33 protein-coding genes are annotated in these 21,575 nt (G+C 67.0%); all 33 read right to left on the minus strand.

Annotated elements, in window-relative coordinates; translation table 11 throughout:
- Positions 1 to 18 precede the first annotated feature (18 nt).
- The 33 genes from AACG61_RS08445 to AACG61_RS08605 all read right to left on the minus strand — a co-directional run bounded on the left by AACG61_RS08445 (position 19) and on the right by AACG61_RS08605 (position 21,539).
- Positions 19 to 435, minus strand: a complete 417-nt coding sequence (locus AACG61_RS08445) for a hypothetical protein (protein WP_411836699.1) — start codon at positions 433 to 435, stop codon at positions 19 to 21.
- Positions 432 to 3,521 (minus strand): phage tail tape measure C-terminal domain-containing protein, encoded by a 3,090-nt coding sequence (locus tag AACG61_RS08450; RefSeq protein ID WP_411836700.1) that lies wholly within the window; start codon positions 3,519 to 3,521, stop codon positions 432 to 434. Before AACG61_RS08450 ends, AACG61_RS08445 begins: the two co-directional genes overlap by 4 nt.
- Entirely contained in the window at positions 3,518 to 3,820 is a 303-nt protein-coding gene (locus AACG61_RS08455) for a DUF1799 domain-containing protein (protein ID WP_411836701.1), read from the minus strand. Before AACG61_RS08455 ends, AACG61_RS08450 begins: the two co-directional genes overlap by 4 nt.
- Positions 3,821 to 3,882: 62 nt before the next feature.
- On the minus strand, positions 3,883 to 4,230 hold the full coding sequence (locus tag AACG61_RS08460; RefSeq protein ID WP_411836702.1) for a hypothetical protein: 348 nt from the start codon (positions 4,228 to 4,230) through the stop codon (positions 3,883 to 3,885).
- A 20-nt stretch (positions 4,231 to 4,250) separates the two neighbouring features.
- On the minus strand, positions 4,251 to 5,180 hold the full coding sequence (locus tag AACG61_RS08465) for a hypothetical protein (RefSeq protein WP_411836703.1): 930 nt from the start codon (positions 5,178 to 5,180) through the stop codon (positions 4,251 to 4,253).
- A 12-nt stretch (positions 5,181 to 5,192) separates the two neighbouring features.
- The gene (locus AACG61_RS08470; protein ID WP_411836704.1) at positions 5,193 to 5,639 is read right to left on the minus strand and encodes a hypothetical protein; all 447 of its coding nucleotides are present in this window, start codon (positions 5,637 to 5,639) and stop codon (positions 5,193 to 5,195) included.
- Entirely contained in the window at positions 5,636 to 6,145 is a 510-nt protein-coding gene (locus AACG61_RS08475; protein WP_411836705.1) for a phage virion morphogenesis protein, read from the minus strand. Before AACG61_RS08475 ends, AACG61_RS08470 begins: the two co-directional genes overlap by 4 nt.
- A gap of 3 nt (positions 6,146 to 6,148) precedes the next feature.
- A complete protein-coding gene (locus AACG61_RS08480) occupies positions 6,149 to 6,574 on the minus strand; it encodes a gp436 family protein (protein WP_411836706.1) in 426 nt (141 codons plus the stop codon).
- Between the two features lie 2 nt (positions 6,575 to 6,576).
- Positions 6,577 to 6,990, minus strand: a complete 414-nt coding sequence (locus AACG61_RS08485; protein WP_411836707.1) for a hypothetical protein — start codon at positions 6,988 to 6,990, stop codon at positions 6,577 to 6,579.
- 64 nt (positions 6,991 to 7,054) lie between these two features.
- Positions 7,055 to 7,954 (minus strand): Mu-like prophage major head subunit gpT family protein, encoded by a 900-nt coding sequence (locus AACG61_RS08490; RefSeq protein ID WP_411836708.1) that lies wholly within the window; start codon positions 7,952 to 7,954, stop codon positions 7,055 to 7,057.
- Positions 7,955 to 7,968: 14 nt separating this feature from the next.
- Positions 7,969 to 8,370, minus strand: a complete 402-nt coding sequence (locus AACG61_RS08495) for a hypothetical protein (RefSeq protein ID WP_411836709.1) — start codon at positions 8,368 to 8,370, stop codon at positions 7,969 to 7,971.
- 3 nt (positions 8,371 to 8,373) lie between these two features.
- Positions 8,374 to 9,363: a phage protease gene (locus AACG61_RS08500; RefSeq protein ID WP_411836710.1), complete on the minus strand. Its 990-nt coding sequence runs from the start codon at positions 9,361 to 9,363 to the stop codon at positions 8,374 to 8,376.
- A 191-nt stretch (positions 9,364 to 9,554) separates the two neighbouring features.
- Positions 9,555 to 9,743, minus strand: a complete 189-nt coding sequence (locus AACG61_RS08505) for a hypothetical protein (RefSeq protein WP_411836711.1) — start codon at positions 9,741 to 9,743, stop codon at positions 9,555 to 9,557.
- Positions 9,736 to 11,034 (minus strand): phage minor head protein, encoded by a 1,299-nt coding sequence (locus tag AACG61_RS08510; RefSeq protein WP_411836712.1) that lies wholly within the window; start codon positions 11,032 to 11,034, stop codon positions 9,736 to 9,738. The genes AACG61_RS08505 and AACG61_RS08510 overlap by 8 nt, the downstream gene beginning before the upstream one ends.
- A gap of 2 nt (positions 11,035 to 11,036) precedes the next feature.
- The gene (locus AACG61_RS08515; protein ID WP_411836713.1) at positions 11,037 to 12,599 is read right to left on the minus strand and encodes a DUF935 domain-containing protein; all 1,563 of its coding nucleotides are present in this window, start codon (positions 12,597 to 12,599) and stop codon (positions 11,037 to 11,039) included.
- A complete protein-coding gene (locus AACG61_RS08520; protein ID WP_411836714.1) occupies positions 12,599 to 14,020 on the minus strand; it encodes a terminase large subunit domain-containing protein in 1,422 nt (473 codons plus the stop codon). The genes AACG61_RS08515 and AACG61_RS08520 overlap by 1 nt, the downstream gene beginning before the upstream one ends.
- On the minus strand, positions 14,017 to 14,214 hold the full coding sequence (locus AACG61_RS08525; protein WP_411836715.1) for a hypothetical protein: 198 nt from the start codon (positions 14,212 to 14,214) through the stop codon (positions 14,017 to 14,019). The genes AACG61_RS08520 and AACG61_RS08525 overlap by 4 nt, the downstream gene beginning before the upstream one ends.
- Complete coding sequence (locus AACG61_RS08530; protein WP_411836716.1) at positions 14,214 to 14,753, minus strand: phage protein Gp27 family protein; 540 nt, start codon at positions 14,751 to 14,753, stop codon at positions 14,214 to 14,216. The genes AACG61_RS08525 and AACG61_RS08530 overlap by 1 nt, the downstream gene beginning before the upstream one ends.
- A gap of 1 nt (position 14,754) precedes the next feature.
- Complete coding sequence (locus AACG61_RS08535) at positions 14,755 to 15,051, minus strand: hypothetical protein (RefSeq protein WP_411836717.1); 297 nt, start codon at positions 15,049 to 15,051, stop codon at positions 14,755 to 14,757.
- Positions 15,048 to 15,392, minus strand: coding sequence for a DUF2730 family protein (locus AACG61_RS08540; protein WP_411836718.1), 345 nt, complete (start codon positions 15,390 to 15,392; stop codon positions 15,048 to 15,050). The genes AACG61_RS08535 and AACG61_RS08540 overlap by 4 nt, the downstream gene beginning before the upstream one ends.
- Positions 15,389 to 15,739, minus strand: a complete 351-nt coding sequence (locus AACG61_RS08545; RefSeq protein WP_411836719.1) for a hypothetical protein — start codon at positions 15,737 to 15,739, stop codon at positions 15,389 to 15,391. Before AACG61_RS08545 ends, AACG61_RS08540 begins: the two co-directional genes overlap by 4 nt.
- Positions 15,740 to 15,749: 10 nt before the next feature.
- Positions 15,750 to 16,610 (minus strand): N-acetylmuramoyl-L-alanine amidase, encoded by an 861-nt coding sequence (locus tag AACG61_RS08550; RefSeq protein WP_411836720.1) that lies wholly within the window; start codon positions 16,608 to 16,610, stop codon positions 15,750 to 15,752.
- A gap of 94 nt (positions 16,611 to 16,704) precedes the next feature.
- Positions 16,705 to 17,133, minus strand: a complete 429-nt coding sequence (locus AACG61_RS08555; protein ID WP_411836721.1) for a hypothetical protein — start codon at positions 17,131 to 17,133, stop codon at positions 16,705 to 16,707.
- Complete coding sequence (locus tag AACG61_RS08560) at positions 17,133 to 17,375, minus strand: hypothetical protein (protein ID WP_411836722.1); 243 nt, start codon at positions 17,373 to 17,375, stop codon at positions 17,133 to 17,135. Before AACG61_RS08560 ends, AACG61_RS08555 begins: the two co-directional genes overlap by 1 nt.
- On the minus strand, positions 17,372 to 17,845 hold the full coding sequence (locus tag AACG61_RS08565) for a gp16 family protein (protein WP_411836723.1): 474 nt from the start codon (positions 17,843 to 17,845) through the stop codon (positions 17,372 to 17,374). Before AACG61_RS08565 ends, AACG61_RS08560 begins: the two co-directional genes overlap by 4 nt.
- The gene (locus AACG61_RS08570; protein ID WP_411836724.1) at positions 17,842 to 18,516 is read right to left on the minus strand and encodes a hypothetical protein; all 675 of its coding nucleotides are present in this window, start codon (positions 18,514 to 18,516) and stop codon (positions 17,842 to 17,844) included. Before AACG61_RS08570 ends, AACG61_RS08565 begins: the two co-directional genes overlap by 4 nt.
- Positions 18,516 to 18,722 (minus strand): hypothetical protein, encoded by a 207-nt coding sequence (locus AACG61_RS08575; protein WP_411836725.1) that lies wholly within the window; start codon positions 18,720 to 18,722, stop codon positions 18,516 to 18,518. The genes AACG61_RS08570 and AACG61_RS08575 overlap by 1 nt, the downstream gene beginning before the upstream one ends.
- Before the next feature lies 1 nt (position 18,723).
- Positions 18,724 to 19,374 (minus strand): DUF3164 family protein, encoded by a 651-nt coding sequence (locus AACG61_RS08580; RefSeq protein ID WP_411836726.1) that lies wholly within the window; start codon positions 19,372 to 19,374, stop codon positions 18,724 to 18,726.
- A 17-nt stretch (positions 19,375 to 19,391) separates the two neighbouring features.
- Positions 19,392 to 19,586, minus strand: a complete 195-nt coding sequence (locus AACG61_RS08585; protein WP_411836727.1) for a hypothetical protein — start codon at positions 19,584 to 19,586, stop codon at positions 19,392 to 19,394.
- A 13-nt stretch (positions 19,587 to 19,599) separates the two neighbouring features.
- Entirely contained in the window at positions 19,600 to 19,854 is a 255-nt protein-coding gene (locus AACG61_RS08590; protein WP_411836728.1) for a hypothetical protein, read from the minus strand.
- Positions 19,847 to 20,218, minus strand: a complete 372-nt coding sequence (locus tag AACG61_RS08595) for a hypothetical protein (RefSeq protein WP_411836729.1) — start codon at positions 20,216 to 20,218, stop codon at positions 19,847 to 19,849. The genes AACG61_RS08590 and AACG61_RS08595 overlap by 8 nt, the downstream gene beginning before the upstream one ends.
- Entirely contained in the window at positions 20,215 to 20,799 is a 585-nt protein-coding gene (locus AACG61_RS08600) for a hypothetical protein (RefSeq protein ID WP_411836730.1), read from the minus strand. Before AACG61_RS08600 ends, AACG61_RS08595 begins: the two co-directional genes overlap by 4 nt.
- Positions 20,796 to 21,539, minus strand: a complete 744-nt coding sequence (locus AACG61_RS08605) for an AAA family ATPase (protein ID WP_411836731.1) — start codon at positions 21,537 to 21,539, stop codon at positions 20,796 to 20,798. Before AACG61_RS08605 ends, AACG61_RS08600 begins: the two co-directional genes overlap by 4 nt.
- Positions 21,540 to 21,575 lie beyond the last annotated feature (36 nt).

The raw sequence follows: 21,575 nt of genomic DNA on the forward strand, positions 1-21,575 counted from the left end.
CGTTCATCGAAATCCGCCTCATGGCAGCACCCAGACGTTGAAGGTTTTCCGAAACCGCAGGTCGCCCACGATGGTCTCGGTGGGGGGCGGATCGCCGAAGACGCACAGCCAGCGCTCGGACAGAAGCAGGTCGGTGGCCCCGTTCAGCAGGGGGATGCCGTCGCTGGACAACAGCTTCCAGCCGTGCGTGGTCGGGTCGGGCATGCGGAACTCGCGCGTGCCATGGGCGCAGGTGACCTCATAGAACTGATCGAAGATTGCCTTCTCGTTCCGGGTCAGCACCAGCGACAGCGCCACGCCCCGCGCGACCGAGGAGAACCGGCGGCGATAGCTGGGCGGGCCTGCCTCGTTCGGCCGGCGGATGCGCGCCTCCTGGGGCTGGACCTGCCAGCCGGGACGCTCGAACCGGCTCAGGGTCTCGGGCCAGTCGATCATCGGGCGATCCCCTGCTTACGCACGCCATAGCGCGCCTCGAAGGCCCGGCCGAACGGGTTGCCCGGCTGGCCGGCCGCAGCAGCCATCTGGCGGCCGATGGTCATGGTCAGGGTCGGATTGCCGCGGCTGTCTGTGCCTTCCTCGGCCTGAGTCCCTCCGGAATAGTCCTTGACGATGACGGTCATCGGCCCGCCTCCGCCCTGCGCCATCATGACCGGCTGCTGCGACTTCGAGGCCATGGCGGACAGGTTCGAGATCAGCGCGCCGGCATTCTCCAAGGCCCGCGAGGTCATGATCTCCTCGCCGTCCCGGACCATGGCCAGCTTCTCGTCGGCTCGCATGCGGTCGCCAAATCCGTTGAGGCCGTAGCTCCGCATCACGCCCGGCGATCCCGTGTGGTTCGTGCTGATCGGGGCAGCTCCGCCAGCGCCCGGGACAGGCATGCCAAATGCGCTGCCCAGGGCGCTGGTGGCCCAGTTCGCAAATGCATTGATGGCGGGTGAAATGGTCTGCTGATAGCTGAGGCGCAGAAACTGCTCGATGGTGAAATCCACCAGGTCCTGCATGCTCGCCTTGCCCGTTTGTCCGAAACGGACGAAGGCGTCCTCGGCCCCCTTGGCCCATCCGGTCACCAGACTTTCCGAGACATCAGCCCAGGTCAGCATCTTGTCCTGGACGTCCAGCAACCCGCGCTCGACCCCGGCGTTCCAGTCGTCGCGGCGCTTCAGATCGTCCTCATAGGCTTTGGACAGGCGCTCCTGATAGATGCGCTCGACGTCCTCTGCGAATTGCGCATAGCCGCCGCGCGTGGCGTTCAGCTGCTCCAGTGCCTTCTCCCGCCAGGCCTGCGCTGCGGCCACATCCGCCTCATAGGACGGCGCCAGACGGGCCAGCTCGGCGGTGATGGAGGCGCCGGCCGATGCTGCTGATCGTCCGCGGCCTCCTGCGCCTCCGCCGGAGCGGCCGCCCTGACTGCGGCGCTCGGCCGCCTCGCGCTCACGGGCTGCCGAGCGTGCAGCGTCAAGCGCGGCATCCTGCTCGGCACCGGTGTTGTCCCACCAGTTGCGAGCCATCGCCGCGGCCCGTTCGAGCGGGTTGTTCGCAGCCATCAGCCGGGCTTTCTGTTCCGCATCCCGGCGCGACTGCTGGCCTCGTGCAGCTGCATCCGCAACCGTGCCTCCGGCGTTCAGCGCCTGCAGCTCCGCTGCCTTGGCAGCACGGTCGACGACCCCGCCTGCCAGAGAAGCAAGCCCGGCCAAGATCCCGCCGATCTCGGCTCGAACATCAGCCATGCGTGCCGCCCAGTCACCAGCGGCATTCGTGACGGAGACGTTCTGATCGTAAATCTCCATCAGGCGGTCGCGCTGGTCACCCATGATGCCTGCGCGCTCCAGCTCGATCTCATAGGCCTCGCGAGCAATGCGGGATCGTTCGGTTTCGGCCTGTTGGCTGTCAGCCCCAAATCGGGCGATCACCTGGTTCAGAGACAGCTCGTCCTGCGCGACGCGAATGCGCTCGTCGCCCTCGGCGCGGAGTTCGCGCGCGCGATCGACCGCCGCCTGGAGGTGACCTTGAACGCCCGCGACAAGCGTCGACCAGAATTCGGCTGCCTGAGCAGTCCCGTTGAACTGCGCCTCGACCTCTGCTGTTTTGATTGCGACCTCGCCGATTGTGCCCAAGACCTCCGTCAGGCCGGCATTCAGCTCCGATACTGGTCCTCCATTGGTGAACTCTCGGATCAAGGCGTTTACCTCCTCGATCACCCGTCGCACGTCACCAGCTTTGGCGAGGGCATCGATCTCTGTGCGTCGCGCCTCGAATTCGTCAAAGGTTGGCCCCCGGCCGCCCGTCAGTTCTGCGTAGTTGGCAGCCGAGATGCGTCGCGTGAGTTCCTCTCGCGCCCCCTCACCGGCAGTCGGTGAAGCCAAGGCAAAATCGCGCACTGTCCGCTGGATGAAGCTCGGTTCGACGTTCTTTGTCAGGAGTTCGTCAAGTGTCTCTCGAAGGCTCTTGAGTTGGGCAGCCCGATCTAGTGCCAACATCGCTTCGGTCATCTCGCGGACTGCGCCGGCCATTGATCCGAACGTCACGCCGAGGTTTTCGTCGCGCAGGCGCTTGAGGCTTTCCGTCACTGCCGAAGACGATTGCTCCAGCCGGTCGAGCCGGTCGTCGAGCGATCCTGCAGCATCCCCCGTGTCGACGAACATCTTGATCAGCGGCACCCCGACCGCGACGACGGCGCCCAGCACCGCACCCAGGACGCCAAAGCCGCCCAGCAGCTGCGGCAGCTGCTGGGCCAGGGCCAGCGATGCCGACTGCCCGGCCTGCACCTGGACGGCGAAGTCGGCGAGTTGGAAGCTGGCGTTCTGCACCCCCATGCCCATGGTCACGCCGCTGGCGCCGACCGACTGCTGGCGGGCCTCCAGCAGGCCCATCACGCGGGTGGCCTCCTCCTGGGTGATGATGTTCATGCGCACCGCGCGCTGGACCTGCTGCTGCGCCTGCTCGAACTCCTGCGCTGCGCGCGCGGCCGGATCCAGCGCCAGGGTCAGCTGGCGGATGCTGGCTGCTTCGGCCTCGATCGCGCGCTCCATGGCCTGCGCGCTTTGGACCGCCGGGCTATGGGCCCGCACGAAGCCCTGATAACGATCCTCCAGCTGCTGCAGCGACCGGCTGGCCTGTGCATTCGTGACCTGGCCCGCAGCCAGCGCGCGGTTCACGACGGCTTGTGCGTCAGCCAGCTCCCGCTGCGCCCGCGTGACCGGGTTCAGGCTCTCCTCCAGCACGCGATAGGCGCGGGCCGCGTTGGCGGCCTGCTCCTGCTCGAATGCCTGAAGCTCTCGCGCCGCCTCGAACACGCCGAAGCTGTCGCGCGCTGACCGGGGGGCGGCGCTGAAGTTGTTGAAGGTCCGACCAAGCCGCTCGGCCATGCGGCCCTGTTCGGTCGCCGCCTGGGCTGCGGCGGCCGAGGCGGCCTCGGTCTCACGGCGGATCTCGCGCAGGCCCTCGCTGCCCCGGCGCATTTCGGCCACCAGCGCGCTGGCATCGGCCGTGACCGTCAGGCGGGCGCGGAGATCAGTGCTCATGGTTCGGTCCTCATTTGCTTCAGGGCTTCGCGCTCGATGATCGCCAGACCGTCGAACAGGCGGGCATCCGGTGTGATGCCCAGCCAGCGGGCCGCGACATCCACCGCGACCAGATCAAGGGCGATGGGTCGCATGCCGCCCAGACCTGCCGGTCCCATCCGCCACTGCCCCGCCGAGGCCAGCACCAGCCGGATCAGCGGACGCTCGGGGGCAGGCAGGGTGATGACCTGATCCTCCAGCCCCATCATGCGCCGCGCGGTGGTCACGGCCTGCTGGCGGGTCAACCCACCTTCGGCCATCAGGTCCGAGACCAGGGCCTCGTCGATCGCAGCGCCGCCCCAGATGGCCTGGGCGGCGCGGATCAGTTTTTTTCGCGGATCCCCAGCACCGCCTCGGTCAGCGCCTGATCGACGGCGATGCGGATCGCCCGCTGACGCAACAGCTTCTCGCGGTTGGCCTCGCTGAAGGGCAGCTCGCCCCCGTTCTCGACCGCGATGCCACTCCAGCCGACCCAGTATTTCGAGAGGCGCTCGCGGGCGAAGGTGACCATCTCGGCCATGTCCTCGGCCTTGCGCGGCTCAAAGATCTCCATCTCGTCCGCCGGCAGCATGAAGGTGCCGGTGAACTCATGGACCTCGTCATTGCCGCCCGAGGGCAGCTTGACGCGGACGGGCCAGTCGAAGGTGAAGTGGTCGGTATAGGTGAACATGCGAAATGGTCCTTGTGCGGTCAGGAGAAGCGGATCTCGATATCGTCATTGCCAGCGCCGGTGGGCAGGAAGACCAGGTCCAGCGTGACGCCCAGATCGCCCTCGATGTCCTGCTCGCCCGCGAACTTGATCTGCACCTGCGGCGCGCTGATGGTCAGGGTCTTTCCGGTCTCGCGGCCCAGGGTCCAGACCAGCGGTTCGGTGACCCCGTCGCGGATGTTGGCCAGGATGTCCTTGGCGGCCAGGGCGGGCCATTTCACCGTCATCGACCCGGTGACCCGGCGCGGCCCCAGGGTGGTGCCCTCCAGGTTCATGTAGGTGTCGACGCGCGGCTGGCGACCATCGGTCCAGGTGAAGCTGCGGACCGGCAGCGTGACCCCGCCCAGGGTATGGGCGAACATGGTCTCGGGGGTGCAGGTCAGGGCGCGCGGCCAGTCGCCGAAGTCATGCGCTTCGGCCACGAAGGGGACCGGGGCGCCATAGCGGCCGCGCCGGTTGAAGCGGAAGAAGGGCTTGCGGCCGGTCTCGGCCGTGAAGGACACGGCACCCCGGCAACCGGCCACGGCCTGCATCAGCGCGCCGTTGCGCAGCTGCAGGGTGGTGGTCGGGATGACCGCGCTTTCGTCGAGGGGGGTGAAGACGCTGTCGCCACCGTCATCGGTCAGGGCAAAGCCGCTGGACTGCAGCAGATGCGCATAGAGCGGCGGCTGCCCGGGGGCGGTGGGGGGCGCGGCCTCGATATCGTATTCGGCGCCGGCATGGATGTTGAAGATGTCCTCGCCCTGGGCGCCCTCGATGCCGATCGCGAAATCCTGCGCCTGATATTCGGCCTCAAGGTTCCGGATGGTGACATTGCGCGCCATCAGCGCGTCGACGGGGGCGGTGACGACGGCGGTGCCGGGCGTGACCTCCAGCTTCTCTCGGATCAGGCGCTGCGCATAGCGGGCCATGGTGGTCTCCTTTCAGGTGATCTGAATGCGCCGGTCAAAGCGCAGCGTGAATTCGTCCTGCCAGAACAGCCCGCCGCGGCTGTCCACGCCGCTGAGCAGCTGGCCCCGGGCAAAGCGGAAGGCCTGGTCGGCGCCGGGCGGAACGTGCCGTCCCAGGGTCAGCAGCACCCCTTGCCGGATGGCGCCCAGATCCTCGCTGGCCCGCGCCCCGGTCCGATCGGCCAGATCGCGCACCGCCATGATGACGCCGATCCGCGCGGTCACCGCCTGCTCGACGGCATCATCCGAGGCGTAGCGGGCCTCGGTCGCGGTCTCGGCCAGCAGGACGATCCAGGCGGATGGAAACCGGATCGTCTCTCGGGTCGCGGTGGCCAGGTCGCGGGCCTGATCGACCCGGACGAACTGGGGCATGGCAGCGGCCAGGTGCTCGGCCACGGCGATGGTGTCGAGATGCATCATTGCGGCCGCCCCGACAGCAGGTCGTCGAAGAAGGCGACGGTCACATCGCCGATGTCAGCCTCTTCCTCGGCCGAAATGCCCAGATAGGGCCGCGCCGGGATCGTGACTGCGCCTGCGGTGACGGCACTCCCATTGGCCAGGGTGAAGAACAGCGCCTTGGCGGTGACCGGCCGGATGGTCGCACCCACCTGGTGGACGGCGGCATAGATCAGGTTGCTGCCGACGGTGACCTGCCGCTCCTCGGGCAGCGCCGTGATCGAGTTCATCAGCCGCCCGCTGTCAAAGAGGGTCGGCGTGCCCTCTTCCTTGGCCCGCAGGCTTTTGGGCCATGCCACGCCATCGGGGGTCTCGTTCGTCACGGCGATCCGCTCGCGGGCGCCGTTGACCAGGACGCGGCCGATCGCGTCCATCAGCGGAAACAGGTCCTTGCCCTCCATGGTCGCACGGTCGAGCGCGGCCACGACGGGCAGGTCATCCAGGGCAAACCGGATCGTGACGCCGCCCATGGCTCAATACCCCCGCAGCCGGTCGCGGGTGAACAGGCGTTCGGGGCCGTCCGTCATCGCCACGCCAGGCGAAATCATCTGGTCGGGACCGTCGCCGTCATCGCCTATCGAGGTCTCACCGCTCTGCATGGATTTCAGCGTTTCGATCCAGTTTTTGCGCACCTTGTCGAGCGAGGTCATGTCATGTCCGAGGTTCAGGTAGAGCCGATGCATCGCGAGGTCCCGACAGATCACGGTCAGGATATGCGGCGGGTCGATCAGCGGGCGGCGGACGACCTTGCCGATGTAGCTGTTGATTTCGGCGGTGGCATCGGCCAGCGCCTGTTCCAGGCGCGCATCAGACGGCGCCCCCCCGCGCTCGAAATCCGTCAGGAGTTCGAGGTCACGGGGGGTGATCACCTCCTTCAGCTGCGCCACGGTCGCATACATGTTCAGCCCCGCTCGATCACGGCGACGGTGAACTGCGGATCACCCTGCAGCAGCGCCAGCTCATAGGCGCTCAGCTCATCGGCATGCACGGGGGTCTCGCCATCGGGCCAGCGGCGTCCGGCGCGGCGGCGCCCGCCCGCGCGATGACAGATGACCATGAAGGCAGGATCGTTCTCGGGGGCGGTTTCCTGTCCGTCATCGATACCCGCCCGGCTGGGTGCAGCGGGCAGCCCTGCCGTGGCGGCGGCATCCGAACTGTCTTCGGACGTGACGGTCTGACCGTCATCGTGCCCGGCGTCCGCGGTCGCCTCGGCCTGGACCTGTTCGGTCGTCGTATCCTGCGCCACCTTGATGGCGTCGGTTTCGGTCTGATCGCCCTCGGGGGCGGCGGTGGGTTTCGCGGGCTTGCGTGCCATGGTGGGCCTCCTGTCAGCTCATCAATGGGGGCGCAGCTCGCGCCCCCACGGGGAGATGACCGCCTCAGATCAGCGTCAGACGATTCTCGACATGCAGATCGGCCGAGTTGCGCCAGACGTTGGTGGCCCCGGCGGCGTTGCGCTCGGCCATCAGGATCTCGCGGCCCGCGCCCTCCAGGGTCGAGGGCACGACCAGCAGGCGGGGGCGCAGGTTCAGCTTGCGGCCCTTATGTCCCCGCATCGCCCCCATGGCGGCCCGCGCCGCCTCATAGCTTTCGGCCGTCAGCGGCTGGCGGCTGGCATAGATCAGCTGCCACGCGCCAAAGCCCGAAGCGCAGCGCCGCTTCGCACCCCAGACGAACTCGTCATTGTGGAAGACGTTGTCGTCGTTCAGGTTCGTCTTGGCCGTGATGCGGGCTGCCTCGCGGTCCTGGAAGATCATCGGCTTGATCGCGCGGCTGTCGTCGATCAGATACCAGGCCGCGCCCGACCCGCCCTGAAAGTTCGAGACCGAGACCTCGGTGCCGCTCTCGCCCACGACCGGGTGGTCGGTGTCGAAGAACATCTGGCCGTCATAGTGCTCGGTCGTGAAGCCCTGCTCCAGGCGCTCCCAGACCAGATCGTCGGGAAGCTCGGCCGCGACCTGGGCCATGTCCTGGATGATCGGGGTATAGAGGCCGATCTGGTCGTCGCTGATGTCGTCGACCGAGACGGCCACGGTCTTCTCGAACTTGCGGTTCGTGATCGTGAAGCCGTCCTTCTCCAGGCGCTCGATATGGCGTTCGCCGATCCACTCCCGCATCGGCCCCAGTTCGGACAGCTTGGGATAGGTCTGGTTGCGCGTGGTCGAGGGCACCGTCATGGCGATGCGCCCATAGGTGGTCTCGACCCCCGTCAGACGGGTGTTGAAGGCGGTCGTGAAGGCCGTGTTCAGGGCCAGAAGGGATGCGCGGTTGATGTCCATCTCGGAACTCCGGGTCAGAGGATTTCGACGACGACGCCGGCAGGCGTGACGTCCAGGCACTTGCCCGCGACCAGCGGCGTCCCGCTGCCCGGCGGCGGGGCGACGGTGTTGTCATCGACGACGACGACATTCCCGCCGATATGGGCGCGGGTGACGTTGCCATCGTTGGCAAACAGGAAGGCGCCGCGCTCGGTCTCGACGGTGGCATCGCCGGCCGCGCCGTCGGTGTTGTCGGCCTCGTGCAGGGCGACTCCGCGGATCCGGGCGGCATTGGGCGCGGCCGGCAGGGCCAGCCCCTGCGCGTTCAGCGCGACCAGCGCGCCGGTGAAGATCCGGACATCGGCCGCCAGCGGGTCGGCGAACCGGCGGCCATCACCCACGCGGGTCCGGCCGGAATTCTTGGTCAGAGCAGCCATGGATTAGGCCTCCTTGTTGCGGGTGGCGAGGAACGCTTCCTCGGAGACGCCCAGTGCGGACGCCATCTGGCGCTCGACCGGGGTCAGCTTGTCGGACTTGGCCGCGGGCGGCTCGCGGCCGGCCAGCTGGCGTTCGCCCAGGGCGACGACCACGGGTGCGGCGGCGGCCCAGGCCTCGAACTCGCCCAAATCCTTCGAGGCAAGCTGGGTGGCCCAGCCCTCCATCGCGGGCGTCAGCTTGCCTGCATCCCGCGCGCGCTCCAGCGCGGCCTCGGCCTTGCCGCTGGCCAGATCGGATTGCAGCGAGGCCAGCTGGGTCTGCACCTCCTGGAAGGCCGACATCGGCACGAACTGGGCCGGGTCGGGCTTGGTGGCGGTCAGCTTGCTGCAAATCTGCGTGGCTGCGTCATCGCCGCTGACGCCGGCGGCCGCCTTGATGGAGGCCAGCTGGGTCTCGGCCGTGGCGAGCGCGGTGACGCGCGCCACGATGTCTTCGGGCTTGTCGGCGGCGATGCCGAGCACACCCGCGATCTGCTCGATCGGGTCCATGTCATGTTCCTTGGAGGCAAGTTGACGAAGTTGCGGAAGGGCCGGCGCGTTGACCAGCCCGGCGCCCTCGATCAGCACGACCCGACCATCGGGCGTGTTCTTGAAGACCGGCGAGAGGAAGCGATAGCTGCGCCCCTGGATCGCGGCGGCGCCCTCTGCGGTCCATTCGACCGATGCCATGATCCGGCTGCCCTCGACGCGCAGGGCGGTGATCCAGCCGGCTGCGCGACTGTCCTGTTCGCCCTGCTTGGCAAAGCTGCGGTGGTCGAAATCGATCGGCAACACCCCACCGGCGGCCGATGCGAGGCTGCGCTGGATCAGGCCCGCAGGGTCATCGGTCTTCAGCGACAGCCGCGACCGGGCATCGCCCAGGCGGAATGCACCGACCGGAAGCAGCTCGATCTCGGCCGGGGGCTCAGCGGATAGCGCCGCGAGGGCGCACATATTTCGGATCAGGTTGGTCATGGACCCGCTGTGCCATGACCAGGGAAAAGGCGGCGGGGGGATGCAGTCCGGGGGCCGGATCGGCGCGGGATCGCGGCAGGTGGATCAGGACCGGAACGGAACCGCGTTCAAATCGCCCGGAGCGCGTTCAAAAGGGCCATCAACGCCGTTTTGCCGCCCCATGCCCGTCATCAGGCGGAAGGGGCCTCAGCGGCGATTTTTTGGGGGTCAACGCCAAGAGCGCGCAGATGCGCCTCGGCGTCGGCAATCACCATGTCGCGGAAGCTGGACGGGGGGTCGTTCCGATACTCGGCCAGGAACGCCATCCACGCGCCCGCATCGAACAGATCAGGCTCAGCTCGCATAAAGAAATCAGCCATCGCTCAACCTCGCGATCAGATCCGCATGGGCGTCCATGATCTGACGCACACGCTCCGACATGTGCCAAGAATAGGTGACCAGCCCCCTTTTCTCAAGATAGAGCATCCGGGCGTGCATGAAGATCTCGGCTCCATGCTCTGTGGCCCTCAGATTATCCTGATGGTCAAACAAGCGATCGCGCATCACGATGAGGGACGGGCTCAATGCGCCTCCCGGAATGCGCGCTGCCCGCCAGATGCTCCCGCCCGGCGTGATGGCGGTGATCGCCTGACCTCCCGCGCCGAAAAGGGTCAAGATGTCCTGCGATGACAGGCTGGCATCGGTCAGGTGGTTATGCAGAAAGCTCGGCAGTTCGATCGAGACCGGGTCCGTGATGCCGACCATCCCCGGCCGTGATGGATCGGCGCGCCACCACTGCACCGGCTGCGAGCTGCCATCGACCATCACCAGGCCCTCGCGGCCATCGATCATGCCGCGCAGCCGCAGCCCTTCGATCAGGCCATACTCCGCGCTCCGTCGCTCCTGCGGCAGATCGGCCGCGACCCGATCCCAGGCGGCGCGGCCGTCCAGCCAGACCGCCCCGGGATTGGTGTCGAAGCCGAGCGTGATGCCCCTGGGCACGTCCGAGATCTCGCCAGAGCGCTTGTTCGTCCACGCGACCTCGTCCAAGTCCAGCGGGGCATCGACCTGGCGGCCATTGCGGCGCATCCAGCCCTCGGTTCGCTGGATCACGGTGCAGCCGCAGAAATAGCCGTTGGGCGGATAGATGCGCTGCCAGACCGGATCATCGACGCGCCAGATCTTGCCATGAAACCGCGCGTGATCGTGCCGCTTCGTGCGCCGCTCGATCTGGACATACTCCAGATAGGGGAATGCCTGCCGGGTGCGCCAGATCGCCGCCCAATGGCCGGCGGCATGGGACGTGCGCATGTTCGTGTCGAAGATGGTCCGCAGGCGGTGCATCGAGCCCAGCTGGACCTCCTCCATTTCGCCGGTGACGGGATCCTCCATCAGGCCCTTTCCCCACCAGCCCATCTCGACCAGCCGCGGCGCAAGCGATTGCTGGAACTGCGTCAGGGTGCGGCCTTCCTCCAGGGTCTTCTCGACCTCGGCGCGGATCGCGCGGGTGACGTCGTCCCGCACCGCCTTGGCCACGACCCAGTTGCGCGCATGCTCCTCGCGAAAATGGTCCAGGTGATGAAAGCGCTGCAGCTCGTGGGCATAGCCCTTGGAGCGCAGGTATTCGATCGCCTCACGATGGGGCAGCGGGGCCAGCTCGATGCGCGCCATGATCAGTCCGTGATCCCGGCGCCGACTTCACCCGCCAGGCGCGCGGCCAGGGTGGCACGGCCCAGCAGCTCGCGCAGCTGGCCCGGCCCGCCCTGATCGAAGGCGTCCAGAATGTCCCGGACCTCGTCCAGGCTCGATGCCTTGCGCAGGGCCTCCAGCATCGCGCCCAGTTCGCCCTCGACGGCCTGCTGCATGTCACCCTCGGCGATCAGCTGATCGATCAGCCCATCGACGCTGTCGGCGGCCTGCTGCGGGACGGCCGACGCGGCAATCCGGACCACAGGCTCCGGCTCGGACGGGGAGACAGGCGGCGCGGCCGGGGGCGCGTCACCCAGCACCTCTTCCCCATCTTCCGGGATGCGCAGGTTGAAGGCGCGATAGACATCGGCCGTGGCGATCCGCAGCCCGGGCGGTCGACGCTCGATCAGCTTGAGCAGCCTGTCGGCATCGACGGTCTCGGGCCTTTCGAAGCGGATGTTGGGCAGAGGAATGGCCTGTCCGGCGGGGAAGCTGACCCGCCGGATCGCCCCGGCGATGTCTCGCTGCAGGGTGGCAGCCAACTGTTCGGCATCGGCGTCCCGGATATCGTCGCGCACGTTCTCGTGGATCTTGCCCACCGCATGTCCGCCCGCGATGGCATCCGTGGTTGCCACCTGTCCCAGGATGCCCTTCGACAGTTGCTCGTCCCACCAGCGGCTCTTGCCCTCATAGAGCTTCTCGGCGCCGGTGGCCGTGGCCGCCACGATGTCGACCTCCATTGACTTGGGCACGATGGCCGCCATGTCGACGCCGATCTGCCGGACCGCGCGGAGCAGGGTCTGGCGGTCGGCCGGCGTGGCCGAGCTGTCATACTTGCCCAGGCGCAGCGGATGCCCATAGGCCTCGCAGAAGATGGCCCAGTCCTTGACGGTAAAGTTCTTGAACATGAACGCCCAGGCGGCAAGCCGCGCCAGACCACCCCGGATCGGCAGGCCGGACTTCGCCTTGGCCATGTGGATCACATAGCTGTCGGGGCGCAGCGGCTGAGAACCGGCGTTGTCGCGGAGATAGAGGTGGCGACCATTGTCTCGATCGAACTCGAACCAGCGCGGGTCGACCCAGTCCAGATCGGCGATCGCCAGCTGCTTGCCCTGGCGCTCCCAGACGATCTCGCAGACCGAGTAGCCCTTGCCCAAGGCGTCCATCATGTCGATCAGCGACGTCCGAACCCCGGCGGAGTTCAGCGCCGTCCGGGTCATCTCTGCCAGATCGGCTGCAGCCTCGCTCTCATCGCCCGGCTCGACATGGATATCCAAGGATCGGATGGCCCGCTTCCTGACGCCCAGCACGGCGGAGTAATGCAGGTCCTTCTCCTCCATCTGCTCGGCCAGCTCCAGATAGGCCGTCGCATCCCCTGTCTCCGCCTCGCGCAGGATAGAGGCCAGGCGCATAGGCGCCAGACCATCTGCAGGGTGCCCCGTCTGGATCTGGCGCACAGATCCAAGGGCCGGCACGGCCTGCCGCTCCAGCAGTTCCGTCTCGGGGATCCGCTGCATCGGCCGCCCGAACTGATCCAGAACCGCCATCACCATGCTCCTTCGCCATTGCCCCAGCGGCTGCCGGGGGCGTCTTCCTCGTCATCGTCCCGATCGGGCGCGGCCCAACGCGACCGCGCGCCCGGCACGCCTTGATATTCATAGGAGCTCTCGCCCATGTCGGCCGCGGACACAGCCAAGGCTCCGGCCCAGAACCGGTCGGCATGGCCGTCACTGTCGCCATCCGCGATGAGCCGGCGCGTGCCGGTCAGACCGACCTGCGACTTGATCGAGTGCAGGTCGGCCCGCAGAACCGGATCACCTGCGGGAATGCGCATGCGGCGGTCCTGCGCCTTCTCCTTGAGGCTGGTCGCGATATCCAGCTTGATGGCAGACGAGAACAGGACGCCCTCGACCCGATCCTCACCATGCCGACGCTTGGCATCCTCGACCGGCTTCTCACCCATCCCGGTCTGGTCCATGCGCAGCCGCACGACGCGGTATCGCCGCATCACTTCCGCCAACAGCGCGTCCTGCTCGGCAAAGCTGATCCGGCGGCGCGCGATGATCTCGCGCGTCCACAGCACATCGCCCACCAGCTCCATCACCCAGATCACGAAGAGGTCGTTGCGCGCCGCGATATCGACGCCGACAAAGCACAGGCCGCCCTTATAGAGGCCGGGCTTGCCCGCCTCGTCATGCTCGATGCCCGAGATCAGGTCATAGTCCAGCCAGGCCGACGCTTCATCCAGCCATTTCAGCTCGTATTCCTGCGCCCAGGCATCCTCATCGGCCATGCCCTGGCGCAGCATGTCCACATCGCGCTCCAGGCCCTCGGCCACCGCCTGATAGATGTCCACGACGTGGCGCGACCAGACGCTGCCCTCGGCGGTCATCAGCTCGTAGAACTTGTTGCCCTTGCCGTTGGGGGTCGAGATGACCCGCAGTTTCTGACGGCCCTTCGAGATGACGGGGAACAGCGCCGCCCAGATGTCGCGCGATTTGGCGTGAAAGGCGAACTCGTCCAGGATGACGTTGGCGCTGAAGCCGCGGGCGGTATCGGGATTCGCAGGCAGCGCGGTGATGCGGCTGCCATTCGGGAACGCGACCTCCAGCGCCTTGTAGACCGCGTCCGGCCCCTTCTCCTGGGGCGCGCGGAACTCTCCTTCGGAAAAGGTCGGCTCGCCCCCCTTCAGGACGGTGTTGTAGACCTCGTAAAGGGCCTTGGTGAACGGCTTGATGACCTCGGTCATCATCTCGGCCGCCTGCCTCTCGCCGCGCGACAGGATCACCCAGCGCGCGCGGCGATCCTCGGCCCAACCGCGAAAGCAGTCATCGGCGCATTCGCCCCCCGTGGTGAAGGTCTTGCCGGTCTGGCGGCTGAACATGCCGATCTTGAAGCGACTCTCGTCCTGGATCCAGCGCTGCTGATAGGGCAGGAACTTCACGACCGGCGCAAAGGGCTGGCTCATGCGCGATCCTCCTCGCGGACCAGTTCGGCAAAGCCGCGCAGATAGGTCAGGTCATCCAGCAGCCGCTCGATCTCATCCGCGCCACGGCGCATGCTGCGACAGGCGCCGTCCATCATGCTGCCCTGGACATGGCGTCCGTCCAGCGCCGCGGCCTGCGCGCGCAGGTCGTTGACGATCTGGCGCGATGAGGCCATCACGAAAAGCCCATGATGCGCCGGGCCTTCTCGGCAGCCTCGGCGTCGATGTCGCCCGACACGACTGCCGCCTCAAGGCGCTCGGCCTGCGCCTTGCGCTCTGCCGCCATCATCGACTGCCGGATCCCGGCCGAGGCCATGATGTCCTTCAGCATGCGCCCGATAAAATGCAGCTCCTTGGGGTCGATCTCGTCGCCGTCCTTCTCCATCTTGGCCTCCATGGCCTTGAAGGCCAGGGCGGTGACCATCTGGAACAGGACGTTGTGGCGCTTGGCCTCCTCCTCCAGACCGTTCTCGGTCATCCATTCCTGCGCCCAGGCACTGGCGGTCTCCTGGGTCTTCACGAAGGCGCGGTATTCCTGGCTGAAGCGATGCACCGTCGCATGGTGGAACGTGACGACCTTGCCGGCCTCGGCCAGCTTGTCGTTCAGCTCCTCGGTGACGGCGATGTAATCCGCGAAGCCGCGCTCACGCAGCGTGTCCTGCAGCCAGGCCCGGATCTCCGGGGGCAGCTGGTCGACCTTCCGGGGCGGGGGCATGTCAGATCCTCGGGCGGGGGCGTTGCACGCCGGGATGGGTTGCCAGACCACGCGCCAGATCGACGCCCCGTCGGCAGGCGGTGACGACGATGAAGGGGGCGGACGGATCGCAATCGACAAAGCCCTGCTCGCGCAGCCAGGCCAGTTCGGTCACCAGCGCGTCGAACGAAAGCGGCAGCCCCAGCTTGGCCAGGACATCCTGAAGGATCGACGCATTGGAGACGTATTCCGGCACATCGGCCAGGTGACGCAGCACCGCGAGGCGCCGGTGGCGGCTGACATCCTCCGCATAGCTCATGACTTGCCTCCACGCATCAGATGGTCTTCCTGGCGGCTCACGACCGCCTCAAGCCGCGACATGATCTGGGATTGGCCCTGGACCGAGGCGCGGATCTCGCGCATTTCGCCTCTCATGTCCGAAAGAGACAGTGAGAGGCTGTGCAGGTCCTCCTTGCGTGGAAGGCTCTGAAGGGCCTGCTCGACCGAGTGGATGCGCTGCTCCTGGCGATCAAGGCGCTCCCCGCATCCGTCGATCCGCGCATCGACCGTCTTGTTGCGCATGCGCCAAGCCCCAAGGATCGCGAGGGCCAAGGTCGCGATCAGGCCAAGGGTGATGGTCAGATCGAAGGTGAAATTCATTGCTCCGCGGCCCCCGCGCCCGCAGCCCGCAGTTTCGCCTCGACGATCGACCGCAGGACACCCGGTCCCGGCGCCAGCTTCGCCAGGGCGTCGGGCACACTGGTCTCGACATGATCGATGGCAGCGTTCACGGCCATGGCGGGGGGCAGCCCGCGGGCCAGCGCCGCCATGAGGCCGGACATGACGGCCGAGTGCAGCGCCTCGCGGTGGCGGCTCTCGATCTCGATGCCCCAACGCTCGCGGGCGGCCTTGGCTGCACCATTCAGGATGATGGTCAGCAGGGTGCCGAACAGCGCGACGAGCGCGGGGATGACGGCGGCGGAAATTTCGGCGAGCAATGCGTCCATCTGAAATACCTCAGCAGGGTTGGGTGTAGGCGTCGACGATCCAGCCTTCCTGACCGTCGAACATCACGAGCGACCAGCTCCGGCCGTCGAAGTGGCCGGTCCGCAGCACCGGGACCACCGTTCCGGTCGGAATGGCGCGGATGACATTGGGGTTGAAGCTGGGCCAGCGGCGCATGTTCAGCCCCGCCGCCGCGATGACGCGGACCATGGTCGCGGTCGGAACCGGCTCGGATGCCGCCTCGGCCGCCAGATCGGCGGGATCATCGCGGCCCAGGATGCGGCTGCGCAGCTGCTCCAGCGGAAAGAGCGGGTTCGTGTCCACCTTCCGGCCAGGCGAGACATACCAGTGCGTCGTGATGTCCTTCAGCGTCGGGATGCCGGCGAACAGTGCCGAGAGCAGCCCCTGCAGCGCCTCGATCTGAGCGATGGAATACGACATCCAGACCCCGGATCCATGCTGAGACGTCGCCATTTCGACCACGTTCGACCCCTGCGCCCCGTCCGAGAAAACCTCTCCGAACCAGGTGCGGGCCTTGCGTGCTTCACGATCCGCCCAGACCATCCGCCCGGGGTTCACGATCTCGATGCCGATGGAGAAAGCGTTGCAGTCGGCGCGGCCGTGATAACTGGACTTTCCGGCATGCCCCGCGCGGCGGTTGGTCGGCACCTGCTGCTCGATCGAGCCGTCGCGCTCGATCACGAAATGCACGCTCACTCCGGCCGGGTTGTCGCGCAGATAGGCCGCGCTGTTGCCCGGCGTCAGCCGACCGGCCGTGTCATGAAGGATGACGATCTCGGGGACGATCGCGCCCCCAATGGACTTGGCGGCGCGATAGGGAATGCCCTCGATCCTGTGGTTCTTGACGCGCATCCGCTGTCTCCGCTGGCGGGGCCGTCACGGTCCCGATCATGATCGGGAGTGCCATGGGGCGCGGCGAGCAGGCGGGGGGATGCAGTCCAGAGGCTCAGTGCGCCTCGTGGTCGAACAGCGGCAGCAGCAGCTGGTCCTCGGACCCAAGTTCCTGGCGCATTCGGGTCCGCAGCTTGTGGACCCAGGCGGCGGTCACGCCGAACTCGGCCGCGATCACATTGGCCGAGCGCTTGGGCTGGGTCAATCCGGCCTCAAGAATTGCTGCGCGCAGGCGGTTGGCGCCTGCCTCACGGTCACGCGCGGCGGGGTTGGGGATGTCGACGGCCATGCCCCCAAACCGATCAGACAGCCATGCCACGACATCCTCGCCGACCTCGATTGCCAGCTTCGAGCCTGAAGCCGAGGCCGGGATCTGGCGGCGCTGTCCCCCGGCATTGGCCAACAGCCGCAATGCGGCAGCTGCGCCGAGATCAGCTTCCAGCTCATCGATCCACGCGTCGATGGGGCGGCCTGCGGGTGACATCAGCGCAGGGTCCTCCGAAGGCTCATGCTCACAGGAAGAACGGTCACCACGGACGGGCCGCGGGGATCCGCCCGGCCGATCAGGTAGACATGCCCGTCGATGACGACCGATGCCGCCCCCGCATCGGACGCCGGCTGCAGGCGATGCGCGATGTCGCGACGCAGTGCCTCGATCTCGAAGCCGCCGACTCGCTCCAAATAGCGAATCAGGGCGTGGTCGGTGACACCCAGGCGCTGGTTCATCGGATCACCACCCCTGCGCGCTCGCACATGTCCTTCAGTGCCCGGATCACGTCGTTGATCTGACCCGCATCTCGCAGCGCATCGACGTCGATGGGCACCGATTGCCATTTGCCCTCGAAGCGCGACCGCACAAAGGCATTCAGCCCTGCGCGGCCTGGCGTTCTCAGCGCTCCGGCCTCGCCCAGCTTGCGCCACAGGACATGCAGGAACCGCAGGTCCGAACGCGGGGCGGGGGCATGCCCCCGCCCTGGCAGGCCGCCCTTGTCGCTGGTGAAATGGACGCTTCCATAGGGCTTGAAACCACGGTTCTTCAAAGCCTCGACCACCAGCCGCAGCTCATCTTCGGTCATCCCGGACATGCTTGCCTTGCCGGTGGCGACGAGCTGCAGGTCGCGACGGGTATCCGCATCCAGCCCCAGCTGCTTGCAGGCGACATGGATCATGCGCTTGAGGCTCAGAGCGCTCATCATAGCCCCCCGATCCGAGGGGCCTTGCGCCCGCCGCTCATCGCATGGGCCAACTGCACCTCACTGCCAGCAATAGACCCGGATGCCGCGGCCGAACCGAACCGGACAGATTGCTGCGGCATGGTAACCGGTGTGGACGCAGGCATCCGATGGTCGCGGACCGCAACGGCCTTCGCCCGCGCCGCCTTGTCCACGCCTGCGCGAAACATCTGGAACAGGCGCCCTTCAAGCCGCTCGACCATACCAATGGTGAAGTCCTGGACAGCCTTCCGCTTGGTCGTCAGCGTCCGGCGCCGCCGATATTCAGCCGTCTTCTTGAAGTCTTCGACGGCACGGTCGATTGCTCTGTCGCAGACGGTGGTCAGATAGACCGCGATTTCCGGACCGGGTGCGCGGCCCAGATAGATCACCGCGGGCCTCCAGTCGGACCTGATCGTCCCGGCGCAATTGGTGCAGACGGCAATCACCCCGATCAAAGCGGTGCGCGTTGTCGGGCGCTTGGTTCGAAGAGGGGCTTCCGCCTCTTCGAACTCGATCTCGTCTTCGCTCAGCCCGCATTCCGCCAGGATCTGGGCCATCTTCGCGGCGGCGGCCATCGCTTCGGCTTCGGTGGTGCCCTTGCCCTGCGCCGTGGCGCGCAGGGCGGCAAGGCGCTTGCGGAGTGCGTCATCCATCACGCACCTCGCGCATACAGGACGCCCCAGGCGCCCCAGCAGACCGCTTGCGCGATCAGCATGCCGACGGCAGCCAGGGTATTGTCCCAAGAGGGCAACTTGACGGTGCAGGGCTCCTCCCAGTCCACAGTTGCTCCGACGACCATCAGGATCAGGCCGGACAGCGCCGACAGGGTCACGGCCAGAATGAACAGACCGATCTCCATGTCACGCACTCGCCAGGTCGATGGTCACGGCGCGGCGCGGGGCGTCATGGCTGTCCCGCATCCAGAAGCGGATGTAGGACTTCGAGCCGGTGATGCGCATGGCATCGCGGATCGCCTGCATGGCCCGCTTCCACCGCGCGTCATCGATGTCGAGGCGCAGCAGCATGAAGATCTCGGACCGGTTGATCTGTCCTTCCTTGTCGGTGTTGAAGGCACGAGTGACGATGGCCCGGATCTCGGCGCGGGCGTTCTCGGCCCACTCGTTCAGGCACTCGTCCACAAGCGTCTTGGCGATCTGCAGCTCGGGGCCGAACTCGACCTGATCCTGGACGCGGACCTCGACCTCGAAGAGGCCGTCATGCGTCTTGTAGCTGCGGTTGCCCTTGGGGCCACCCTTGCGAGTGTCATACTCCTGCGCCAGCAGCGCGTCGAACTCGCCCAGGTCCGAGACGGTGTGACCCTTGAACCGGCCGATCTGGTCGCTCAGCGCCAGGGCAAAGCCCATGATGCGGCGGACGGTCTCGTCCTCCAGCTGGACCTGCGGCTTGATCAGTTCGACCGGGACCAGGCCGCCCTTCGCGTCGGGCATGTATCGCTTGGCGCCGACCTGGACGATGCCGTCGGGGATGGGATGGGGGGTGAATTGGGTCATCGGATTTCTTCCTCTGCTCACCAGCCGTGCAGGCCGATTTCGGTGGGTTTGCCGACGGTGTTTCCGTCAGCGTCGTAGGGGATGAGTTCGCGAAGGGTCACGTCACGGTCAGCCAGGATCACTGGCAGATCGCCATGGTCGCGCACGATCTCCTGCAGCCGGGCGATGACGGCGCTGGCCAGCATCGGGCGGGCGGATGCCATCTCAGCCATGATCTCGTCAGGATCAGGCATCATGCACCGCCCCCGAGGACATGACCTCGATCATGGCAAGACCTTCGGCGCGCATCTCGGCCAGCAGCTCGTCCAGCGTGGCGGTCGGATCGGCCTGCTCGACGGACATGGATGTCAGAACGATGGTGGCGGCATGGATGCAGGCCAGATAGCCGCTCGAATGACCTTCGATGAAGGCCAGGATGAAGTGGGCCATGTCGCGCACCGCGACAGTCTCGGCATCCATGGCAGGGACGGCGTCAGGCATCGGTCTTGCTCCTGTAGCGGGGGCAGGCATGGCAGGCGCGATACATGCGCACCCGTTGCGAATTGACGTTCACGAAGCGGCTGGCCTTGGCCTGCCAGTCGCGGCACTCGTTCGTGGGCAGCGTGCCAAGGGCGGGGCATTCGACCACGGCCAGCTCGAAGACGCCGCGATAGACCTCTTCGACGGCCTCAAGGCTGCCCTTGTAGCTGTTGGCCAGGACGGCCGAGACCAGCGATGCCGAACGGTTCATCCGCGTCGCGACCTTGCTCTGGCTGGTCGATGCACAGGCGGTGGCCAGCCCCAGAACCCAGTCCGGCATCTCGTCCCCCCAAGCGGCGCGTGCCTTCTCGACGGGGCCGCTCATCGGCCGCCCCCGGGCACATGCACCTGTTGCGTGTTCGGGTCGAAGACATGCTTGACCCGCTGGATCTGAGGCGGCAGCGGTCCGGAGTTGCGGATCAGACGGTAGACGGCCTGCCGCCCCTTGCTGGGCTCGGCCTTCTGGACCACGCGCAGGAACCCGGTCTTCAGGAGCATCTGGCAGTAGGATTTGGCCGTCCATTCGGTGACCTCGACATCTGTGGTTGTGGAATGGGCGGCCAGATCGCGGGGGCTGAACTCCGCCAGCCCCCGCATCGAGCGCCAGAGGTTCTCGACGCCGGCCCCCTGCGTGACGGGCTGGCCCGCACGGTTCAGCCGCGGGGCATGGAAACCGCGATCGTCGATCAGCCTGAAGCCGCCCTCATCCAGCGCCTCGACGACCTTGCCGGGAACCAGGCACCGCAGATAATCGGCCGTGGTCTTGCGATCTGCACCGGTTGCCGTGACCAGCATCTCGGCCGTGAAGACCTTGCCGCCATGGCTGCGGATCGCCTGCCAGATTTCCTGACGGCCGGGTGTCGCCGATCCTGCCGGGCGGCGCCCCGCCTTGCGCGCGCCGCTCATGCCGAGATCCTCCGGGGTGCAGGGGCGTGGCCGGTGAAGAAGCCCGCCTTACCCCAGTCCTTCCGGCTCACTGCCTTCAGGCCCTTGGTCAGCGCGAACTCGCGGACGCGGTCCAGGTTGATGCAGATCCGGCGGATCGAGGCGTTGCTCTCCTTCAGCAGATAGGCCAGCAGCTCTTCATCCAGCTCGACCCCCGCGCAGTAGATGCGCGCCAGGTGCTTGACGTCGCCCAGATCGCCCGGCTGCGCGGGCACCCAGTCCAGCATCCGGCCATGGACCCGTTCCCATTTCTGCAGCTTCTGGGGCAGCAGCTCCTCGCCGATCAGGATCACGGTCGCGCCCGAACTCTCATAGATGTCGCGGACGATCTCGATCATGTTGCGCCCGATCAGCTGGTCGGCCTCGTCGATGATCAGCGGGCGGCCCGACTTGGCGATCTCGCCCGCGATGTCGTCGATCATGTCCGCGATGGTGCGGGCGGGCGGCAGCCCCAGATCCTGCAGGATCGCGCTGCACAGTTTCTTGGCCGTCCAGGCCGATTTGACCTGCACCGTGTAGGCCCGATACCGGTTCGCCGCATAGACGGCGGCGGTGGTCTTCCCATAGCCCGAGGGGCCATAGAACGTGGCCATCCCGGGCAGGCCGAAACCACGCTTCTGGACGCGGTCGATCAGCTCGACCAGGGCGCCGACATTCCTCAGCGGCGCGACGGTATTGTAGAGGGTGCGTTCTTCTGTCATCGTTGCCTCACGTTGTCTCTTTGCGCCGCGGGTCTG

The organism is Paracoccus sp. ME4, assembly GCF_046736325.1.
GTDB lineage: Bacteria > Pseudomonadota > Alphaproteobacteria > Rhodobacterales > Rhodobacteraceae > Paracoccus.

Coding starts and splice junctions, on each gene's coding strand:
- AACG61_RS08445 (WP_411836699.1), bottom strand. CDS start 435: ATGATCGACTGGCCCGAGACCCTGAGCCGGTTCGAGCGTCCCGGCTGG.
- AACG61_RS08450 (WP_411836700.1), bottom strand. CDS start 3,521: ATGAGCACTGATCTCCGCGCCCGCCTGACGGTCACGGCCGATGCCAGC.
- AACG61_RS08455 (WP_411836701.1), bottom strand. CDS start 3,820: ATGGCCGAAGGTGGGTTGACCCGCCAGCAGGCCGTGACCACCGCGCGG.
- AACG61_RS08460 (WP_411836702.1), bottom strand. CDS start 4,230: ATGTTCACCTATACCGACCACTTCACCTTCGACTGGCCCGTCCGCGTC.
- AACG61_RS08465 (WP_411836703.1), bottom strand. CDS start 5,180: ATGGCCCGCTATGCGCAGCGCCTGATCCGAGAGAAGCTGGAGGTCACG.
- AACG61_RS08470 (WP_411836704.1), bottom strand. CDS start 5,639: ATGATGCATCTCGACACCATCGCCGTGGCCGAGCACCTGGCCGCTGCC.
- AACG61_RS08475 (WP_411836705.1), bottom strand. CDS start 6,145: ATGGGCGGCGTCACGATCCGGTTTGCCCTGGATGACCTGCCCGTCGTG.
- AACG61_RS08480 (WP_411836706.1), bottom strand. CDS start 6,574: ATGTATGCGACCGTGGCGCAGCTGAAGGAGGTGATCACCCCCCGTGAC.
- AACG61_RS08485 (WP_411836707.1), bottom strand. CDS start 6,990: ATGGCACGCAAGCCCGCGAAACCCACCGCCGCCCCCGAGGGCGATCAG.
- AACG61_RS08490 (WP_411836708.1), bottom strand. CDS start 7,954: ATGGACATCAACCGCGCATCCCTTCTGGCCCTGAACACGGCCTTCACG.
- AACG61_RS08495 (WP_411836709.1), bottom strand. CDS start 8,370: ATGGCTGCTCTGACCAAGAATTCCGGCCGGACCCGCGTGGGTGATGGC.
- AACG61_RS08500 (WP_411836710.1), bottom strand. CDS start 9,363: ATGTGCGCCCTCGCGGCGCTATCCGCTGAGCCCCCGGCCGAGATCGAG.
- AACG61_RS08505 (WP_411836711.1), bottom strand. CDS start 9,743: ATGGCTGATTTCTTTATGCGAGCTGAGCCTGATCTGTTCGATGCGGGC.
- AACG61_RS08510 (WP_411836712.1), bottom strand. CDS start 11,034: ATGGCGCGCATCGAGCTGGCCCCGCTGCCCCATCGTGAGGCGATCGAA.
- AACG61_RS08515 (WP_411836713.1), bottom strand. CDS start 12,599: ATGGCGGTTCTGGATCAGTTCGGGCGGCCGATGCAGCGGATCCCCGAG.
- AACG61_RS08520 (WP_411836714.1), bottom strand. CDS start 14,020: ATGAGCCAGCCCTTTGCGCCGGTCGTGAAGTTCCTGCCCTATCAGCAG.
- AACG61_RS08525 (WP_411836715.1), bottom strand. CDS start 14,214: ATGGCCTCATCGCGCCAGATCGTCAACGACCTGCGCGCGCAGGCCGCG.
- AACG61_RS08530 (WP_411836716.1), bottom strand. CDS start 14,753: ATGCCCCCGCCCCGGAAGGTCGACCAGCTGCCCCCGGAGATCCGGGCC.
- AACG61_RS08535 (WP_411836717.1), bottom strand. CDS start 15,051: ATGAGCTATGCGGAGGATGTCAGCCGCCACCGGCGCCTCGCGGTGCTG.
- AACG61_RS08540 (WP_411836718.1), bottom strand. CDS start 15,392: ATGAATTTCACCTTCGATCTGACCATCACCCTTGGCCTGATCGCGACC.
- AACG61_RS08545 (WP_411836719.1), bottom strand. CDS start 15,739: ATGGACGCATTGCTCGCCGAAATTTCCGCCGCCGTCATCCCCGCGCTC.
- AACG61_RS08550 (WP_411836720.1), bottom strand. CDS start 16,610: ATGCGCGTCAAGAACCACAGGATCGAGGGCATTCCCTATCGCGCCGCC.
- AACG61_RS08555 (WP_411836721.1), bottom strand. CDS start 17,133: ATGTCACCCGCAGGCCGCCCCATCGACGCGTGGATCGATGAGCTGGAA.
- AACG61_RS08560 (WP_411836722.1), bottom strand. CDS start 17,375: ATGAACCAGCGCCTGGGTGTCACCGACCACGCCCTGATTCGCTATTTG.
- AACG61_RS08565 (WP_411836723.1), bottom strand. CDS start 17,845: ATGATGAGCGCTCTGAGCCTCAAGCGCATGATCCATGTCGCCTGCAAG.
- AACG61_RS08570 (WP_411836724.1), bottom strand. CDS start 18,516: ATGGATGACGCACTCCGCAAGCGCCTTGCCGCCCTGCGCGCCACGGCG.
- AACG61_RS08575 (WP_411836725.1), bottom strand. CDS start 18,722: ATGGAGATCGGTCTGTTCATTCTGGCCGTGACCCTGTCGGCGCTGTCC.
- AACG61_RS08580 (WP_411836726.1), bottom strand. CDS start 19,374: ATGACCCAATTCACCCCCCATCCCATCCCCGACGGCATCGTCCAGGTC.
- AACG61_RS08585 (WP_411836727.1), bottom strand. CDS start 19,586: ATGGCTGAGATGGCATCCGCCCGCCCGATGCTGGCCAGCGCCGTCATC.
- AACG61_RS08590 (WP_411836728.1), bottom strand. CDS start 19,854: ATGCCTGACGCCGTCCCTGCCATGGATGCCGAGACTGTCGCGGTGCGC.
- AACG61_RS08595 (WP_411836729.1), bottom strand. CDS start 20,218: ATGAGCGGCCCCGTCGAGAAGGCACGCGCCGCTTGGGGGGACGAGATG.
- AACG61_RS08600 (WP_411836730.1), bottom strand. CDS start 20,799: ATGAGCGGCGCGCGCAAGGCGGGGCGCCGCCCGGCAGGATCGGCGACA.
- AACG61_RS08605 (WP_411836731.1), bottom strand. CDS start 21,539: ATGACAGAAGAACGCACCCTCTACAATACCGTCGCGCCGCTGAGGAAT.